This is a genomic window from Paramicrobacterium humi (genome assembly GCF_900105715.1).
Classification (GTDB): domain Bacteria; phylum Actinomycetota; class Actinomycetes; order Actinomycetales; family Microbacteriaceae; genus Paramicrobacterium; species Paramicrobacterium humi.
In genome coordinates this window covers 24,731-42,348 of sequence record NZ_FNRY01000002.1, presented here as the reverse complement: position 1 = coordinate 42,348, position 17,618 = coordinate 24,731, and the positions used below count along the sequence as shown (strand labels likewise).

Annotated in this window: 14 protein-coding genes and 2 riboswitches; of the genes, 9 read left to right on the top strand and 5 right to left on the bottom strand. The window is 69.7% G+C overall.

The window, feature by feature from the left end; genetic code table 11:
• Positions 1 to 286: 286 nt before the first annotated feature.
• Complete coding sequence (locus tag BLV49_RS15355) at positions 287 to 1,981, bottom strand: ABC transporter family substrate-binding protein (RefSeq protein WP_176980903.1); 1,695 nt, start codon at positions 1,979 to 1,981, stop codon at positions 287 to 289.
• Between the two features lie 161 nt (positions 1,982 to 2,142).
• On the opposite strand from BLV49_RS15355, the gene BLV49_RS15350 reads away from it, so the two are divergent.
• Positions 2,143 to 2,928 (top strand): CPBP family intramembrane glutamic endopeptidase, encoded by a 786-nt coding sequence (locus BLV49_RS15350; RefSeq protein WP_091187497.1) that lies wholly within the window; start codon positions 2,143 to 2,145, stop codon positions 2,926 to 2,928.
• 40 nt (positions 2,929 to 2,968) lie between these two features.
• Complete coding sequence (locus tag BLV49_RS15345) at positions 2,969 to 3,214, top strand: AbrB/MazE/SpoVT family DNA-binding domain-containing protein (protein ID WP_091187494.1); 246 nt, start codon at positions 2,969 to 2,971, stop codon at positions 3,212 to 3,214.
• A 221-nt stretch (positions 3,215 to 3,435) separates the two neighbouring features.
• Here the strand turns inward: BLV49_RS15345 and gcvP are convergent, their stop codons facing one another.
• From gcvP to gcvT, 3 genes are read right to left on the bottom strand one after another with little or no spacing between them, the layout of a single operon-like run.
• Complete coding sequence (gcvP, locus tag BLV49_RS15335; protein WP_091187492.1) at positions 3,436 to 6,294, bottom strand: aminomethyl-transferring glycine dehydrogenase; 2,859 nt, start codon at positions 6,292 to 6,294, stop codon at positions 3,436 to 3,438.
• Positions 6,294 to 6,668, bottom strand: coding sequence for a glycine cleavage system protein GcvH (gene gcvH / locus BLV49_RS15330; RefSeq protein ID WP_091188033.1), 375 nt, complete (start codon positions 6,666 to 6,668; stop codon positions 6,294 to 6,296). The genes gcvP and gcvH overlap by 1 nt, the downstream gene beginning before the upstream one ends.
• 5 nt (positions 6,669 to 6,673) lie before the next feature.
• Positions 6,674 to 7,807 carry a glycine cleavage system aminomethyltransferase GcvT gene (gene gcvT / locus BLV49_RS15325; protein ID WP_091187489.1) on the bottom strand — a complete coding sequence of 378 codons (1,134 nt, stop codon included), beginning with the start codon at positions 7,805 to 7,807 and terminating at the stop codon, positions 6,674 to 6,676.
• A 45-nt stretch (positions 7,808 to 7,852) separates the two neighbouring features.
• Positions 7,853 to 7,943, bottom strand: a riboswitch (glycine riboswitch).
• Positions 7,944 to 8,031: riboswitch (glycine riboswitch) on the bottom strand.
• Positions 8,032 to 8,189: 158 nt separating this feature from the next.
• On the opposite strand from gcvT, the gene BLV49_RS15320 reads away from it, so the two are divergent.
• The 5 genes from BLV49_RS15320 to BLV49_RS15300 are packed head-to-tail and all read left to right on the top strand — an operon-like array spanning position 8,190 to position 13,689.
• Positions 8,190 to 8,867, top strand: coding sequence for an NUDIX hydrolase (locus tag BLV49_RS15320; protein WP_091187487.1), 678 nt, complete (start codon positions 8,190 to 8,192; stop codon positions 8,865 to 8,867).
• A gap of 36 nt (positions 8,868 to 8,903) precedes the next feature.
• Positions 8,904 to 10,187, top strand: coding sequence for a quinolinate synthase NadA (gene nadA, locus BLV49_RS15315; protein ID WP_091187485.1), 1,284 nt, complete (start codon positions 8,904 to 8,906; stop codon positions 10,185 to 10,187).
• Position 10,188: 1 nt separating this feature from the next.
• Positions 10,189 to 11,703 (top strand): L-aspartate oxidase, encoded by a 1,515-nt coding sequence (gene nadB, locus BLV49_RS15310; RefSeq protein WP_091187482.1) that lies wholly within the window; start codon positions 10,189 to 10,191, stop codon positions 11,701 to 11,703.
• Positions 11,697 to 12,554, top strand: a complete 858-nt coding sequence (gene nadC / locus BLV49_RS15305; RefSeq protein WP_091187480.1) for a carboxylating nicotinate-nucleotide diphosphorylase — start codon at positions 11,697 to 11,699, stop codon at positions 12,552 to 12,554. The genes nadB and nadC overlap by 7 nt, the downstream gene beginning before the upstream one ends.
• 1 nt (position 12,555) lies before the next feature.
• Positions 12,556 to 13,689 (top strand): cysteine desulfurase family protein, encoded by a 1,134-nt coding sequence (locus BLV49_RS15300; protein ID WP_091187477.1) that lies wholly within the window; start codon positions 12,556 to 12,558, stop codon positions 13,687 to 13,689.
• A gap of 12 nt (positions 13,690 to 13,701) precedes the next feature.
• On the opposite strand, the gene BLV49_RS15295 is transcribed toward BLV49_RS15300, so the two are convergent.
• Positions 13,702 to 14,301, bottom strand: coding sequence for a TetR/AcrR family transcriptional regulator (locus BLV49_RS15295; protein ID WP_091187475.1), 600 nt, complete (start codon positions 14,299 to 14,301; stop codon positions 13,702 to 13,704).
• 50 nt (positions 14,302 to 14,351) lie between these two features.
• Between BLV49_RS15295 and BLV49_RS15290 the strand changes: the two genes are divergently transcribed.
• Complete coding sequence (locus tag BLV49_RS15290; RefSeq protein ID WP_245723731.1) at positions 14,352 to 15,614, top strand: FAD-dependent oxidoreductase; 1,263 nt, start codon at positions 14,352 to 14,354, stop codon at positions 15,612 to 15,614.
• A 154-nt stretch (positions 15,615 to 15,768) separates the two neighbouring features.
• Positions 15,769 to 17,616, top strand: a complete 1,848-nt coding sequence (locus BLV49_RS15285) for an anthranilate synthase family protein (protein WP_091187472.1) — start codon at positions 15,769 to 15,771, stop codon at positions 17,614 to 17,616.
• The last annotated feature ends 2 nt before the right edge of the window (positions 17,617 to 17,618 follow it).

The following is a 17,618-nucleotide window of genomic DNA, read 5'->3' as shown; positions in this document are numbered from 1 at the left end:
GAGAACATTCTCACTGTTCCTCCTGGTGCAAGGGGTTGCTCGCGGACGTGAGCAGGCTCGCTCGTATCCGCATTGATAGAACTGACGATATGCACTCGGCTTAAGGCATGCCAAATACTTGAACCAAAACGTTACATACCAGTAACCCGGTTGGGTCTTTATTGTGCGGAATCGCCAGCATCATGCGCTTGCCGGCCGTCTCGTGCAATAAACTTCGCCGTTCCTCCGATTTTCATCGCGGACGTTCGGTGTGCCGACGAGAACGCGAAGTAAACCGCGCCCGGCCTCAGGGAATCGTCCAATCCCAGACGTTCCAGAACACGGTGGGCGACAGAATCGACGGTTCGACGCCTCGGACCGTCGCGGGGTTGTAGGCGGTGATCGAGGGGAACTGGTAGAGCGGCGCACCGTACGCATCGGCCCAGAGCGCCGCGTCGACGTCGGCCAGCAGATGGTCGCTCGTGGCGGCATCCGATGTTGCGGACAAGGTTCGGTACAGTCCGTCGACCTTGTCGCTCGAGTAGCCGTTGAGGTTGTTGCGCGCGCCAGTCATGTACCGGCTCGCCGAATCGACGGCAGCGAGACTCGAGGACTCCCAGGCGAACAGCGAGGCGTCGTATTTGCCGGGGACGCCGAGGATCTCGCGCCACTGCTCGGTGCCGCAGTCCGTCACGGTGAAGCCGGCCTGCTCGGCGGAGGCCTTGATCAGGGCGAACTCCTGAGCCCGCCGCGGGTTGTTCGAGGCGTAGAGGATGCACACCTCCGGATTCGGAACTCCGGCCTCTGCGAGGAGCTTCTGCGCGCCGTCGACGTCGACAGCGTCGAAATCGCCCGCCGCGCTCGCTTTGACGGATGCGGCATAGCCTTCGGTGCCGGGGATGAAGACGAAGGAATCCCTCACACTCGCGTCTTTGCCGACGATCGGGCGGATGAGTTCATCGACGATCTGCTGACGGGGCACGACCTTGAGGAACGCTTCGCGGACGCGCGGATCATCGAAGACGCCGTTCTTGGACGTGCCGAACTGGAGATCGAGGTGCTCGAAGCTTGCGACGTAGCCGATGAGGATCTTGACGTCTTCCACGTCGGCGATCACGTTCGCGACGGCCGCCGTTGCTTGCGGGGAGATGACGTCCACCTCACCGTCGGCGAGCGCTGTCACGGCATCCGTGGGATCCGGGATGTATCGCACGTCGATGGTCTCGATCGACGGCGCGTGCTTGCCGCGATACTCCGGGTTCGCACGCAGCGTGACGCCGGTATCGGGATCGAGCCGGTCGATCACGTAGGGACCGCTCGAGAGGTAGAGGCCCTCGTCATCGGGGAGGGAGGTGTAGTTGAAACCGGTGTTCCAGAACGAAGCGATTTTCGACAGCGCGGTGCTGTCGGGTTCCGTGATCGCGTCGATGACCGCGTGCTTCCCGGCGTCCGGGTCATCGGTGCCGAGGCTGTTCCGCGCGATGACGTGCGCGGGAAGCGGCGGTGGGAGCGCTTGCTGCCAGTCTTCGTTCGGCGCGGAGTAGGTGACGGTCATCGATCGCCCGTCGTCGGAGATCTGCGGGAGCTCGTCGACCAGTCCGAGTCCGATCTCCGGGCTCGCCCCCGAGTCGAAGTAGACCGTGTCGTCGGGAAGTGTCGCGGAGCCAGTGTCCGCCACGTGCTGGAGATAGTCGCCCGGGTCGAACGAGGGCGTGTCGCGGGCACGCGAGTTCGCCGCCCAGTCGAGCAGCAGGTCGGCGGCATCCACGGGCGTCCCATCCGACCACGTCGCCGTGTCGGCGAGACTGTAACGAACGACGAGCGGATCGTCGGAGATCTTCTCCACCGAGCCGAATGATGTGTCGTCACGCAGCTCGAGCGTGTTGTCGTATGCGGTGAAGCCCGAGAGCGTGAGGCTCGTGATATTGCCGTTTATCGACGCGGCCCCGTAGCTCGTGCTGACGTTGTACGAGTTGAAGCGATCGCCCCACCCGATGGTCACGGAGGAGTCCTCCTGCGGTGCGGAGGATGTGCAGCCGACCAGCGCCGTCGCCGCCGCCAGAACCATCGCTACGGCACCGACTCGAGCCTTCCCCATGGCACCTCCCGCTCCCCCAGAACGCTACACTGGCGCCATTGCCTGCCACACGATCGAAACGAGCAATGGCCGCGACAGACACTGTGACACACCAAGGCGCACGAGTGAGGCTCTGGTGGGAGATCGTTATCGTGCTCGGCCTGTCCCTCGGGTCCTCGGCCGTCTACTCGATCGTCGCGATAATCGCCCGTGTCACGGCCGGAACGTCGCTCGCGGACCAGTCAACGACTCTCAATCCCACGCAGAGTCCGCGCGAGTGGCTTGATCTCACCTATCAGCTTCTCGGTCTCGTCTTCGACGTCGTTCCCGTCGCGCTCGCCTTGTACCTGCTCTGGCTGCCCGGGCGATCGGCATTCCGGCGGATCGGTCTGGACGCGTCGAAGCCGCTGCGGGACATCGGCGGCGGCGCGCTCCTGCTTGTCTGCATCGGTGTTCCCGGCCTCGGCCTGTACGCCCTCGGTCGTCTCTTCGGCATCACGGTCGCCGTACACGCCTCCGGACTTGACGCGTACTGGTGGACGATCCCGGTACTCGTGCTCTCCGCCGTGCGCGCCGCCCTCCTCGAGGAAGTCATCGTGATCGGCTATCTCTTCACGCGGCTACGGCAACTGGGCTGGAGCCGCTGGGCGATCATCTGCTCGGCGGCCGTACTGCGCGGCAGCTACCACCTGTACCAGGGCTTCGGGCCGTTTGTCGGAAACGTCGTGATGGGCGTCGTGTTCGGCTGGCTCTACACCCGATTCGGACGCGTCGCGCCGCTCGTTGTCGCGCACTTCCTGCTCGATCTCGTGTCGTTCGTGGGCTATCCGCTCGCCGTGGCGTGGTGGCCCGGGCTGTTCGGCGTGAGCTAGCACTCTCCCACTCACGAACGACCGGTGGTACGTTTCGGACATGGATACCACGTACGCCGCTTCGATGGGCGAGGGAGGCCGTTTGGTTGTTCCCGCGGAACTTCGAAGCCGGCAGCACTGGCAGCAGGGCACGTCTCTGCTGTTCATCGAGACGCCCGAGGGCGTCGTGGTCGCGACGCGGGAGCAAGCAACACGAATCGTCCGTGAACAGCTCTCAGGAAAGAGTCTCGTTGACGAGCTTGTGGAGGAACGGCGAGCAGCGTCACGAACCGAGGATGCCGCGTGATAATTCGCACGCGGCCTGCTGCTCAGTTATCCGCTTCTCGTGGAACCCGTCACGCTGGCTGACGGAGAACGCGCGGCCTCACTCTGGCGCAGCGGCATAGGTCTCTCATTGGCCGATCGTCTGTGCCTCGCACTGGCCGACCGTTGTGATGAGACCGTACTCACCGCAGATCGCGCATGGGGCGAATCGGGTCGCATTGTTCAGCTTCGCTGACCAACCCCTCAGCTGAACGCCTCGATCGGCGGGCACGCGCACATCAGATTGCGGTCGCCGTACGCCTGATCGATGCGACGCACGGGCGGCCAGTACTTGTCGCGTGCGAGCGCGCTCACCGGGAACACTGCTCGCTCCCGGGAGTACGGATGCTGCCACTCGGCGTTCGCGATGCTGAGAGCAGTGTGCGGAGCGTTCACGAGGACGTTGTCGTCGGCGGGGTACTCCCCTGCTGCCACGGCGTCCGCCTCGGCCTTGATGCCGATCATCGCCTCGATGAACCGGTCGAGCTCCGCGAGATCTTCGCTCTCCGTCGGCTCGACCATGAGCGTGCCCGGCACGGGAAACGACATCGTCGGCGCGTGGAACCCGTAATCGACAAGACGTTTCGCCACGTCGTCGACGGTGATTCCCGTCTCCTTCGTCAACGGTCGCAGGTCGAGGATGCACTCGTGGGCGACGAGCCCGTTGTCTCCGGAGTACAGCACAGGGAAGTGCGGGTTCAGCCGAGCGGCGATGTAGTTGGCGCTCAGCACGGCCGCGCGCGTGGCGCGCGCGAGCCCGTTGGGACCCATCATTCGAATGTACGCCCACGTGATCGGCAGGATGCTCGGGCTGCCGTACGGCGCTGCCGACACGGGCGCTCCATCGTGGGTGAAACCGCCGTGGTCGTTCGACTGCGCCATCGGGTGCCCGGGCAGGAACGGCGCAAGGTGAGCCTTCGCCGCGACGGGGCCGACGCCTGGCCCGCCGCCGCCGTGCGGGATGCAGAACGTCTTGTGCAGGTTCAAGTGCGACACGTCGCCGCCGAAGTCGCCGAAGCGGGCGTAGCCCAGCAGCGCGTTGAGATTCGCGCCGTCGATGTACACCTGACCACCGGCCTCGTGGACGGCCGCCGTGATGCGCGCCACGTCGTGCTCGTACACGCCGTGCGTCGACGGGTAGGTGATCATGAGCGCCGCGAGGGTCTCGCCGTGTTCGGCGATCTTCGCCGACAGGTCGCCGAGGTCGACGTTGCCGTTCTCGTCGCACGCGACGACGACGACGCGCATGCCGGCCAGAACGGCGGATGCCGCGTTCGTGCCGTGCGCGCTCGAGGGGATGAGGCACACGGTGCGCTCGTGGTCACCCCGGGACCGGTGGTAGCCGCGGATCGCGAGCAGCCCGGCGAGTTCGCCCTGGCTGCCCGCGTTGGGCTGAAGCGAGACCGTGTCATAGCCCGTCGCGTCGGCGAGCCAGCGCTCGAGCTGATGGATGAGCTCGAGGCTGCCCGCGACGTCGCCGGCGGGCGCGAAGGGGTGCAGCTCGGCGAACTCCGGCCACGTGATGGCCTCCATCTCGGTGGCCGCGTTGAGCTTCATCGTGCAGCTGCCAAGCGGGATCATCCCCCGGTCGAGGGCGTAGTCGCGGTCCGCGAGGCGCTTGAGATAGCGCATCATCGCGGTCTCGGAGTGATGCGCGCTGAACACCGGGTGCGTGAGGAAGTCGCTCGCGCGCTGCAGCTGATGCGGCAGATGATCGGCCACCGCCTCCACCACGAACGCGAACGAGCGGCTCTCCGGCCCTCCGAACGCGCGGACGACCCGGTGCACCGTGGCGGTGTCGGTGGTCTCGTCGACCGAGACGCCGACGGTGTCGTCATCGCGCTGCCAGAGCAGGATGCCTTCGTCGTGCGCAGCGGCGACGATCGCGGCCGCCCGGCCGGGCACACGCGCGAGCACGGTGTCGAAGAAGTTCTCGTGCACGATCTCGACCCCGGCATCCGAGAGCCAACGGGCGAGCAGCCCGGCCTTCGTGGCGACGCCGGTCGCGATGCCGCGCAGGCCGTCCGGTCCGTGGTAGACCGCGTACATCGAGGCCATGACCGCGAGCAGCACCTGCGCCGTGCAGATATTGGACGTCGCCTTCTCTCGGCGAATGTGCTGCTCCCGGGTCTGCAGGCTGAGCCGGTACGCGGGATGGCCGTCGGCGTCCTTGCTCACGCCGACGAGCCGGCCGGGCAGCTGCCGCTCGAGGCCCTTTCGCACCGCCATGTAGCCGGCGTGCGGTCCGCCGAAGCCCATGGGGACGCCGAACCGCTGGGTCGTGCCGACGGCGACGTCGGCGCCGAGCTCGCCCGGTGCGGCGAGCAGAGTCAGAGCGAGCAGGTCTGCGGCGACAACGGCGAGCGCGCCGTGCGCCTTCGAGCGCTCGATCAGTCCGGAGGGGTCCCAGACGCGCCCCGATGCGCCGGGGTACTGCACGAAAACGCCGAAGTGCTCGGGCAGCTCAGGGTCGCTCGCGAGATCCGCCACGACGAGATCGATGCCGACGGCCTCGGCGCGGCCGCGCAGCAGCGCGAGGGTCTGCGGCAGAGCGTCGGCGTCGGCGATGAAGGTGTCGGTCTTCGCCTTCGACGCTCGACGCGCGAGCAGCATCCCCTCGACGACGGCGGTGCCCTCGTCGAGCATGGAGGCGTTCGCGGTGTCGAGGCCGGTCAGATCCGCGACCATCGTCTGGAAGTTGATGAGCGCCTCGAGCCGGCCCTGCGAGATCTCGGGCTGGTAGGGCGTGTACGCCGTGTACCACGACGGGTTCTGCAGGACGTTGCGCGTGATCACGGCCGGTGTGATCGTGCCGTAGTACCCGAGCCCGATGAGCGACGTGTTCACGGTGTTGCGGCCGGCGAGCTCGCGCAGCTCCCGCAGCGCCTCCCGCTCGGTCAGCGCAGCGGGGATGATGCTCTCGTGGGCCTCGTCGACACGGATGCTCGGCGGGATCGCAGAGCGCACGAGATCGTCGATGCTCTCGAAGCGGAGCGCGTCCAGCATTCGCCGGCGCGCGGCGTCGTCGATGCCGATGTGCCGATCGTCGAACGAGTCCGCCATCACTCGGTGACCAGCTTCTCGTAGGCGGCGCGGTCGAGGAGGGTGTCGGGCAGCGCGGAGAATTCGACGGCGATGAGCCATCCACCCTCGAACGGCGCGCTGTTGACGAGGGCCGGGTCGTCGACGGCGGCGTCGTTGACCGCGGTGACGGTTCCATCGACGGGTGCGATGAGCTCGCCGACCGACTTCGTCGACTCGATCTCGCCCACCGCCGCTCCCGCCGTGACGGTGTCGCCGACGGCCGGCAGCTCCACGAAGACGACGTCGCCGAGCTGGTCGGCGGCGTAGTCGGTGATTCCGATCGTCGCGACGTTCCCGTCGACGCGGAGCCACTCATGGTCCGCCGTGTAGCTGAGAGCGCTGAGGTCTGTCATGTCGATCACTTATTCCTTGAGTAGAAGGGCAGGGCGGTCACTGTCGCGGGAATGCGGGTTCCCCGCACGTCGATGCCGAGTTCGGTTCCGGATGCCGCGGCGGCGGGTTCCACGTAAGCCATCGCGATGGGATAGCCGAGCGTCGGAGAGAGCAGCCCGCTCGTGACGGACCCGACGCGCAGATCCCCCGCGACGACCGGGTAGCCCGCTCGCCCCGCGCGGCGCCCGTCCAGGACGAGACCCACGAGGACGGGCGAGGCAGTGTCGTCGGCGGCTTCGAGAGCCGCTCGCCCGACGAAGTCTCCGGTCTTGTCGAAGCGCACGACCCGCCCGAGACCCGCCTGCGCCGGGTGGATCTCGCGGCCGAGCTCGTGGCCGTACAGCGGCATTCCCGCTTCAAGGCGCAGCGAGTCGCGACTCGCGAGGCCGGCCGGCACGAGACCGAGCGGTTCGCCCGCGGCGAGGATCGCCTGCCAGAGGGCGATCGCGCCCTCTGGCGCGATCATGAGCTCGAAGCCGTCTTCGCCCGTGTATCCGGTGCGCGCGATGAAGACGTCGAGCCCGCGGAACCGTCCGCGACTCGCGCGGTAGTACTTGAGTTCGGCGAGCCCCGGAGCGTCGAGTCCGCCGACGTCGGCGAGGATCTCCTGCGCCCGCGGCCCCTGCACGGCGATGAGCGCCATCGCCTCCGACACGTCGTCGACGCCGGCATCGAATTCCGCGGCTCGAGCGCTGAGCTCCGCGGCGACGACGTCCCGGTTGCCGGCGTTGGCGATGACGAGGAATTCTTCCTCGCCTGTGCGGTAGACGATGAGGTCGTCAAGAATGCCGCCGTGCTCGTCGAGAAGCAGGGAGTAGCGAGCCTGGTCGACCGCGAGGGTTGACGGCTGCGTCGAGAGCGCGAAGTCGAGGGCCGCTGCGGCCCCTGGCCCCGCGAGAGTGACCTCCCCCATGTGGGAGATGTCGAAGATGCCGGCCGCCTCGCGCACGGCGCGGTGCTCGGCGAGGTCGCTCGTGTAGCGCACGGGCATGAGCCAGCCGGCGAAGTCGGTGAAGCTCGCGCCGGCGCGCTCGTGCTCGGCGTGCAGCGGGCTGCGGCGCGGCTCGCTCGCCTGCGGGGACTGCTCAGAATCGGACACAGAGTTCTCCAATGCCGCCGTGCACGCGAGGTGCGCTTGTCTGGGAACTCCCCCTCTGTCATTGGCCTGAGAGCTTCACCGCGGAAGGCGGCTTTCACCGTGGGCGGAAGCGCGTCGCTTCGCTTTTCAGAGTGGCCAGATCGATGCGGTACAGAACCTGAGAGATTGGCGGGGAGGCTTGCTCCTTCGGTGCCCGGCGAGCCGGGCTCTCCCGCATCGCGTGTGCGGCCCGATATTCATTTGCACGCCAAGCATAGCCCAGGCCGACGTCGGAATCGATGACGGTTTGCGGGCGACGCAACGACACGGACTTTCGCTTCTGGTCACGATGACACTAAGATGGACACCAGTAAAAGTCACAGTGACTTTAACAGGAGGTCTCATGGCGGCATCCCTCACCCTCGCGGTGTCGACAGTGATCTTCGCGCTGCGCCCCCACCCCGAGACCGCGCACCCCGCGCTCTGGCTTCCGCTCGTGCGCCGCATCCGCTCGCCCCACAAGGGACTGTGGGCGCTTCCCGGCGGACCGCTCGGCCCCGCCGAGGATCTCGCCGCGTCGGCCGCGCGCAACCTGCGCGAGACGACGCACCTCGCCCCGCGCTACCTCGAGCAGCTGTACGCGTTCGGCCGTCCGGACCGCTCGGACGACCGCACGGTCTCGATCGTGTACTGGGCGCTCGTGCACGCCGACGAGGCGAGCGCGGGGCTCGAGACCGAGAACGTGCGCTGGTTCCTCGCCGATGCGCTTCCGCCTCTCGCGTTCGACCACAGTCTCATCGTGGAGTACGCGCTCTGGCGGCTGCGCAACAAGATGGAGTACAGCCGCATCGCCGCCGCGTTTCTCGGGGAGACGTTCACGCTCTCCGAATTGCGCGAAGTGCACGAGGTCGTTCTGGAGCGCGACCTCGACCCCGCCAATTTCCGCCGCCAGGTCGAGTCGACGGGTCTCGTCGTGCCGACCGACGAATTCCGCACGGGCGGACGCCATCGTCCCGCGCGCCTCTACCGCCACGACCATTCCATCGAGCTCGCCGACAACGGCCCGCTCTCCGGTCGCTGACCCACTCCCCTCTCCCCTCGCACGAAAGTCACAACCATGACACTCTCGGCATCCGTCGACCTCACCATTCGCGACATCTCAACGGGCACGCGCGCCGGCTCGACCTGCACGACCGACCTGCTCACCGCGCCGTGGGACGTCGACGTGTCCCCCGGGTATGGCCCGGGGGCGTCGATGGCGGACCCGATCCCCGCGACCGCGCCGCGTCAGGGCGAACTGCCCCAGCGGTACCGGGACGCGACCGCCGACGAACTCGACGCGCGCGTGCGAGCGGCGAAATCGGCGCTCGGCGACCGCGTCGTCGTTCTCGGGCACTTCTACCAGCGCGACGAGGTCGTGCAGTACGCCGACTACGTCGGCGACTCGTTCCAGCTCGCGAACGCCGCGAAGGCGCGAACGGAGGCCGAGGCCATCGTGTTCTGCGGCGTGCACTTCATGGCCGAGACCGCCGACCTGCTCTCGGGGCCGGCGCAGAGCGTGATCCTGCCGAACCTCGCCGCGGGCTGCTCGATGGCCGACATGGCCTCGATCGATCAGGTCGAGGAGTGCTGGGAGCAGCTCACGGAGCTGTACGGCACGCAGCCGGACGCCCAGGGACGCGTGCCCGTGATCCCCGTGACCTACATGAACTCCTCGGCGGCGATCAAGGGATTCTGCGGCCGCAACGGCGGCATCGTCTGCACCTCGTCGAACGCGGAGACCGTGCTCGAGTGGGCGTTCGAACGCGGGCAGCGGGTGCTGTTCTTCCCCGATCAGCACCTGGGCCGCAACACGGCCAAGCACATGGGCGTGCCGCTCGAGCGCATGCCGATGTGGAATCCCGCCCGACCGCTCGGCGGCAACGTCCACGAGCAGCTCGATGACGCGCGCGTGATCCTGTGGCAGGGCTTCTGCTCGGTGCACAAGCGCTTCAGCGTCGCGCAGATCGAGAAGGCGCGCGCCGAGCACCCCGGCGTGCGGGTGATCGTGCACCCCGAGTGCCCCATGGACGTCGTGGATGCCGCCGACGAGTACGGCTCGACCGACTACATCCGCAAGGCCATCGAAGCGGCTCCCGCGGGAACCACGTTCGCGATCGGCACCGAGATCAACCTCGTGCAGCGCCTCGCGGCGCAGCATCCGGAGCACACGATCTTCTGCCTCGACCCGGTCGTGTGCCCGTGCTCGACGATGTACCGCATCCACCCCGGCTACCTCGCGTGGGTGCTCGAGAGCCTCGTCGACGGCGAGGTCGTCAACCGCATCAGCGTCGCGGACGACGTCGCCGAGCCCGCACGCGTCGCGCTCGAGCGGATGCTCGCCGCGAAGCCGAAGGCCTGAGATGACGCGCGTCATCGTGGTGGGATCCGGCATCGCCGGGCTCACCGCGGCGCTGCACGCCGCTCACCGGCACGACGTCACGCTCGTGACGAAGACCGGCCTGGAGTCCGGGTGCACGCCGCACGCGCAGGGCGGCATCGCGGGCGTTCTCTTCGACGACGACAGCGTCGCCGACCACATCGCCGACACCCTCGCGGCGGGAGCCGGCCTGAGCGACGCGGATGCCGTGAGCGCGCTGTGCACGGAGGGCCCCGCCCGCATCCGGGAACTCGTGGCGGCGGGCGTCGACTTCGACCGGGAGCGCGGCGCGTTCGCGAAGGGCCTCGAGGCCGCGCACTCCTACCCGCGCATCGTGCACGCGGGCGGCGACGCGACAGGCCGCGCCATCGAGACGGCGCTCGCCGCGCGCGTGCGCGAGAGCGGCATCCGCACGCTCGAGAACAGCATGCTCGTCGACCTCGTCGTCTCGGCCGGATCGGTCGCCGGAATCGAGCTTCTGCGGGATGGCCGGCGCGAACGCGTCGACGCCGACGCCGTGATCCTCGCGACCGGCGGCGGCGGACAGCTGTTCGCACACACGACGAACCCCGACGTCGCGACCGGCGACGGCCAAGCGGCAGCGCTCCGCGCGGGGGCCGAACTGGCCGACGCGGAGTTCTACCAGTTCCACCCCACCGTGCTCGCGGGCGAGCGCCCGTTCCTCGTCTCCGAGGCCGTTCGCGGTGAGGGAGCCGTGCTCCTGGATGCCGCGGGGCGCCGATTCATGACGGACATCGATCCGCGCGCGGAGCTCGCGCCGCGCAGCATCGTCGCGCTCGGCATCGCCCGGCGCATGGCCGAGCAGAACGGCGCGCCCGTGCTTCTCGACGCGACCGGGGTGCCGGGGCTTCGCCGGCGCTTCCCCACGATCGACGCGGCGGTGCGGGCCGCCGGCCTCGACTGGACGCGCGAGCCGATCCCCGTGACGCCCGCCGCGCACTACTGGATGGGCGGCATCGCCACCGACCTGCACGGCCGCACGAGCGTTCCCGGCCTGTTCGCGGTCGGGGAGGCTGCGTGCACCGGCGTGCACGGCGCCAACCGGCTCGCCTCGAACTCGCTGCTCGAGGGCGCCGTGTTCGCCGTGCGCGCCGCGGCCGCGATCCCCGAGACCGCACGCGGGCGCGTCGCGGCATCCGATCCGGCCGCCGCGATCCTCGTGCCCGCCGTGCCACGCGCGGCGCTGCAGAGCCTGATGTGGGCGGCCGCCGGACTCGAGCGCACGGGCGAGCAGCTCGAATCCGCCGCGGCGCAGCTCGCGACGTGGCAGAACGTCGGCCAGGAGTGCGCCGGGCCGGCGCGCACGGCGCTCGAGGATCGCAATCTGCTGCTGCTCGCGCAGGTTCTTGTGCGGCAGGCCGCCGCGCGAACCGAGTCCCGCGGCGCGCACGCGCGCCTGGACTTCCCCGACCCCGACCCCGCTCAGGCGCGCAGCGTGCGCGCCGGCATCCCTCACTTGGAGGCAGCGACATGCTGACGACCGCGCACATCGACCGAACCGTGCAGACCGCGCTCGACGAGGACGCGCCGAGCGGCGACGTCACGAGTGAGGCGTTCATCCCAGAGACGGCGACGGCGCGAGCGGTGCTGCGCGCCCGCGAAGCGGGAGTGCTCGCCGGAGGCGAGGTGTTCGCAGCCGCCTTCCGGCTCACCGATGCCGCGACAGCCGTGCACCTCGAGCGCGCGGACGGCGATCGCTTCGAGGCGGGCGACGTTCTCGCGACGGTGACGGGGTCCGCGCGGGCGGTGCTGCGCGCCGAGCGCATCGGCCTCAACTTCGTGCAGCGGCTCTCCGGAATCGCGACGCTCACGCGCGCCTTCGTCGACGCCGTCGGCGGCACAGGCGTCCGCATCGCCGACACGCGAAAGACCACGCCGGGCCTTCGCGCGTTCGAACGCCACGCGGTCGCGGCCGGCGGCGGGAGCAATCACCGCTTCTCGCTCTCCGACGCGGTCATGGCCAAGGACAACCACCTTGCCGTGCTCACGGCCCGCGGGCTCTCGGTGACGGAGGCGATCCGCGCCGCGCGCGAGCGCATCCCGCACACGATGCGCATCGAGGTCGAGGTCGACCGGATCGACCAGATCGAGCCGGTTCTCGCGGGCGGCGCCGACATCGTCATGCTCGACAACTTCACCCTCGAGCAGCTGCGCGAGGGCGTCGCCCTGATCGCCGGGCGCGCCGTCGTGGAGGCGAGCGGCAACGTCACTCTCGCCACGGTGCGGCAGATCGCCGCGACGGGCGTCGACGTCATCTCCTCCGGTGCGCTCACGCACAGTGTGCGCTCGCTCGATCTCGGCCTCGATGTCGAGGTCGCGGAGGCCTGACATGTACCTCGACCAGGCGGCGACGACGCCGGTGCGCCGCGAGGCCCTCGAGGCGGCGTGGCCGTATCTGACGGGCGAGTTCGGCAATCCCTCGAGCCACCACGGCGTCGGCGAGCGCGCCGCAGCCGCCCTCGCCGACGCCCGATCGCGCGTCGCGCGGGTGCTCGGCATGCGCGCGGGCGATGTCGTGTTCACGAGCGGCGGGACGGAGGCCGACAACCTCGCCGTCATCGGCATCGCCCTCGGCGACCCCCGCGGGCGGCACATCGTCACCTCGCCGCTCGAGCACGAGGCCGTACTGGCATCCGCCGATCACCTGCGCCGCCTGCACGGCTTCGACGTGAGCTTCGTCGACGTGACCTCCGACGGCGTCGTCACTCCCGAGGCTCTCGAGCGCGAGCTGCGCGACGACACGACGCTCGTGAGCCTCGCATACGCGAACAACGAGGTCGGCACGATCGCCGACATCGCCGGTCTCTCCGCGGTCGCTGCCCGGCGGGGCGTTCCGCTGCATACCGACGCCGTGCAGGCGGCGGGCTGGCTTCCCCTCGCGGGCCTCGGCGCCGACGCGCTGACGCTCGCGGGGCACAAGGTCGGCGCGCCGAAGGGCATCGGCGTCGCGGCCATTCGCGGGCGCCTCCCCGTTGAGCCGCTCATCCACGGCGGCGGCCAGGAGCGCGACCGCCGCTCGGGCACCGAGAACGTCGCCTTCGCGGTTGCCCTCGCGACGGCGCTCGAGCTCGCCGAGGCCGAGAGGGCGGATGCCGCGACGCGAGCGAGCGCGGTGCGCGACGCGTTCATCGCCCGCGTCCTCGACTCCGCACCCGGCGCGTTCCTCACGGGGAGCGCGACGGAGCGGCTGCCGAACCACGCCTCGTTCTGCTTCTCCCGCACGAGCGGCGAGGCCGTGCTGCTCGAGCTCGAACGGCGCGGAGTGACCGCGTCGAGCGGCTCGGCGTGCGCCGCGGGAAGCGACGAGGCCTCGCACGTGCTCACGGCGATGGGCATCGAGCCCCGAGTGGCCCAGACGGCGGTGCGCTTCACCTTCCCCGCGACGGCGACGCTCGAGGACGGCGCGGCAGCGGCCGAGGCCGTCGCCGCATCCGTCGCCGCCCTCTCGGCGTCGTTCTCGTAGCATCGAGCCGGCCTACGCGTCGAGCAGCCGGCGGAGGGCCGCGAACTGGGCCGCCAGGAGCGCGGGCATCGCCGCCGCGGGAATCTCGTCGAGGTGGGCGACGCTCCACTCGTCCATCGCGCGGAGCACCGCGACGGCCAGGGCGCCCTGCAGCGACTCGGGGAGGTCGGCGCGCACGGCTCCGCAGTCTCGGCCCACGGCGACGAGCTCGCCGACCCACGCCTGAGCGGTCTGCGTGACGCGGGCGCCCGCGCCGTCGTCGCGCGGCGGCCTTCGGTCGTAGATCATATGCGCGAGCTGGGTGAAGGCCTCATCTGACGCGAGCACCTCCGCGAGCCGGCCGATGAACTCCTCGACCCGCTGCCAGAATTCCGGACCGGCGAAGGCGGCCGGCTCGGGCGCGTCGAGGGCGGCGGCGAGGTCGCGGGCGATGTCGTCGATCACGAGCTCGTAGAGCGCCGCCTTCGAGTCGAGCACGTGGTAGAACGAGCTCTTGCTCAGGCCGCAGTCGCGGATGACGGCGTTGAGCGACGCCTGTTCGAAGCCCACGCGCGCGAACTCGCGTGCAGCGGTGCGGACGAGCAGCGAACGGCGTTCGGCGGACAGGACCATGAGAAGACGATACTCCTTCTGGACCGCTCGGTCCAAAGGAGGTATCGTGAGTGGACCAGTCAGTCCACCGTGTCTGGCCCTACCGGGAGGTCGAAGTGTTCACGTCGCGCGAGCTCGAGAAGCAGTTGGCGGTCCTGTCCGAGTCCGAGCTGCGCGTGCTCGTGGTCGGCGCGGGAATCGCGGGAACGACGGCGGCGCAACTGCTGCGCTCAAGCGGCATCCGACCCGTGCTCGTCGACGGGACGGGGCCCGATGCGAACGCGGGCTACATGATCGCGCTCATGCCCATGGTCGACGCGGCGATAAAGCAGCTCGGCGCCCGAGGGGCATACCAGGACGGCAGCACGCGCATGGACCGGTATCGAGTGCTCTCGCACCGCGGGACGGCGCTGCGGCAGGACTCGCTCGCCGCCCTGCTCGCCGAGTACGGGCAGTACCGCGGCCTCAGCCGCGCCGCCCTGCTCGATGCGCTCTCCGTCGGCGGCTGCGACGTGGCCTGGCACACTCGGGTGTCGTCGCTCGCCGAGTCCGGCGCCGGCGTCGCGGTGACCTTCGAGACTCCGGACGGCGGGCGCGCGGCGGACTTCGACGTCGTGATCATCGCCGACGGCATCCATTCCGCGACACGCCGCTTCGTGCCAGGCGGACGCTCGCCGCAGACGACCGTGACGGGATGGGGCGGCTGGGTGAGCTGGGCGCCGGCCGACGCCGAGCCCGATCTCGGCGAGGAGCTGTGGGGCGACGGATTCTTCGTCGGCAGCTATCCCGTGAAGGGCGCCGTCGGCGCGTTCATCGGCGGTCCGCGTGCCGACCTCGCCGACGGCCCGTCAGCGTTCGTGGACCGCATCCGAAACGCCCTGACGGCGTCGACGCCGCGGCTTCGCCGGGTGCTCGAGGCGATGGACGCCGCCGAGGACCCGTTCTTCTGGGTGCTCGACGACGTTCGGACGGACCGATGGGCGACGGGGCGCACGGTGCTTCTCGGCGACGCGGCCGCCGGCTTCCTGCCGACCGCCGGCATCGGCGCGGGCATGGCGATCGAGTCGGCGTGGGTGCTGTGCAACACGCTCACCGGGGCAGCTCCCGGCGGTGTGGCGGAACGGCTCGCGCGGTATGAGGCGGCCCAGAAGCCGAGGGTGGAGGCGGCGCAGTCGAACTCACGGCAACTGGCTCGACTGATGTTCCGGCGCAGCACCCTGCTCGCGCACGTGCGCAATACGGCGATGCGGTTCGTGAGCGTCGACGTTGCGCTCGCGCCCATCCGGAAGCTGCTCGACGAGCCCGCCGTGATCCCGTCCGCGGGAGTGGACTGATGCGCTAGCATCGTCGCATGCACACCTCGTCGATCCGCAGCTGGTGGTCCGCCCGATAGGCGGACCCAGACGCATCGACGTATGACGACCGCCCTTCGTGGCGGTCGTTCTCGTTTGCGGGATGATCGGGCGAAGGGCCCGAATCGAGAGAACCATGTCCCACTCAGCCCGCTTGCTCCGCTCCCTCACCGACGGCGGTCGGCCGTTCGCGATCATTCGACGGCAGGATGCCGCGACGCTCGACGTGCTGGTCGGCGACGTCGCCGACGTCGACCGGCTCGACGACATTCCCCTCGACGGCGAGGAAGTGCTCGCCCTCGTACCGTTCCGCCAGGTGCGCGAGCGCGGCTTCGCCGCACACGACGACGGCGCACCGCTTCGCTGCCTGATCGTCCGCGAGCGGGAGACCCTCGACGTCGAGACGGCGCTCGACGTCCTGCCGGCTGCCGCGACTGTCACCGACGTGACGGTGGACATCGACGACGACGCATACGCGAGAGTCGTGCGCCGCGTCATCGACGAGGAGATCGGTGCGGGCGAAGGCGCGAACTTCGTCATCCGGAGGGACTTCCGCGCGCGCACGCAGTCCGCTCCCGCCCCGGCGGTGCTCGGCTGGCTGCGCGAGCTCCTGCTGCACGAACGCGGCGCCTACTGGAGCTTCGCGGTGCACACGCCGGGCGTCTCCCTCGTCGGGGCGACGCCGGAGAGGCACGTGAGCGTGCGCGATGGCCTCGTGACGATGAATCCCATCAGCGGCACCTTCCGGCACCCGGAGGGAACGCCGACCCCCGAGGCGATCCTCGACTTCCTCGCCGACGAGAAGGAACGCGATGAACTCGTGATGGTCGTCGACGAAGAGCTCAAGATGATGAGCAGCGTCTGCCCCGACGGGGGACGCATGCGCGGCCCGTTCCTCAAGCGCATGTCGAAGCTCACCCACACCGAGTACGCGCTCGAGGGGCGCAGCGACCTCGACCCGCGCGAGGTGCTGCGGCGGACGATGTTCGCGCCGACCGTCACGGGATCCCCCATGGGCAACGCGTGCACCGTGATCGCCCGGCACGAGAGCAGCGGGCGCGGCTACTACGCCGCGGTTCTCGCGCGGTTCACCCCGAAGCCCCGCGGCTACGACCTCGACGCGCCCATCCTGATCCGCACCGCCCACCTCGACGACTCGGGACGCGTGCGCGTGCCCGTCGGGGCGACCCTCGTCCGGCACTCGAGGCCGGAGTCGGAAGTGGCCGAGACACACGCGAAAGCCGCCGGCGTGCTCACGGCCCTCGGCGTTCTCCCGCGCGCGAACGCGTCAATTGCAGCGCCCGCGGAGGATCCTCGGTTCGCCGCTGTGCTCGCCGCCCGCAACGACGCCCTCGCCCCGTTCTGGAGCACAGCACAGGCGCCTCGCCCCGCAACCGGCGCCTCCGCGCTCGTCATCGACGCGGGCGACGACTTCACCCGGATGCTCGCGCACCAGCTGAACCACCTCGGCGTCGCCGCGCGCGTCGCCGACTGGTCAGTCGCCCCGGACGACCCCGACGAGGACCTCGTCGTGTTCGGTCCCGGCCCAGGAGACCCGCGTCGCGAGGAGCCGCGCCTCACTCGGCTGCGCGAGCTCTTGTCGACTCGCCTCGAGTCCGCCCGGCCGTTGCTCGCCGTGTGCCTGAGCCACCAGCTGCTCGCCCAGCTCGCGGGGCTCGAGGTTCGCCCGCTCCCCGAACCGCGCCAGGGCGTGCAGCACACCGTCGATCTCGCCGGCGCGCCGGCGCGCATCGGCTTCTACAACACGTTCGCGGCGTACGCGAGCTCCGACTCGAGCCCGCTGCTCGACTTCGAGCTGTCGCGGGACCCGGGCACCGGGGCGGTGCACGGCCTGCGGCGCCGGGCGGCGGCATCCGTTCAGGGTCAGCTTGAGTCAGTGCTGTCTCCCGACGGTCTCGCCACACTGACACGGCTCGTTGAGGCGGTAATGGTTCCCGAAGGCGCGCTCGTCCCGACACAATAGAG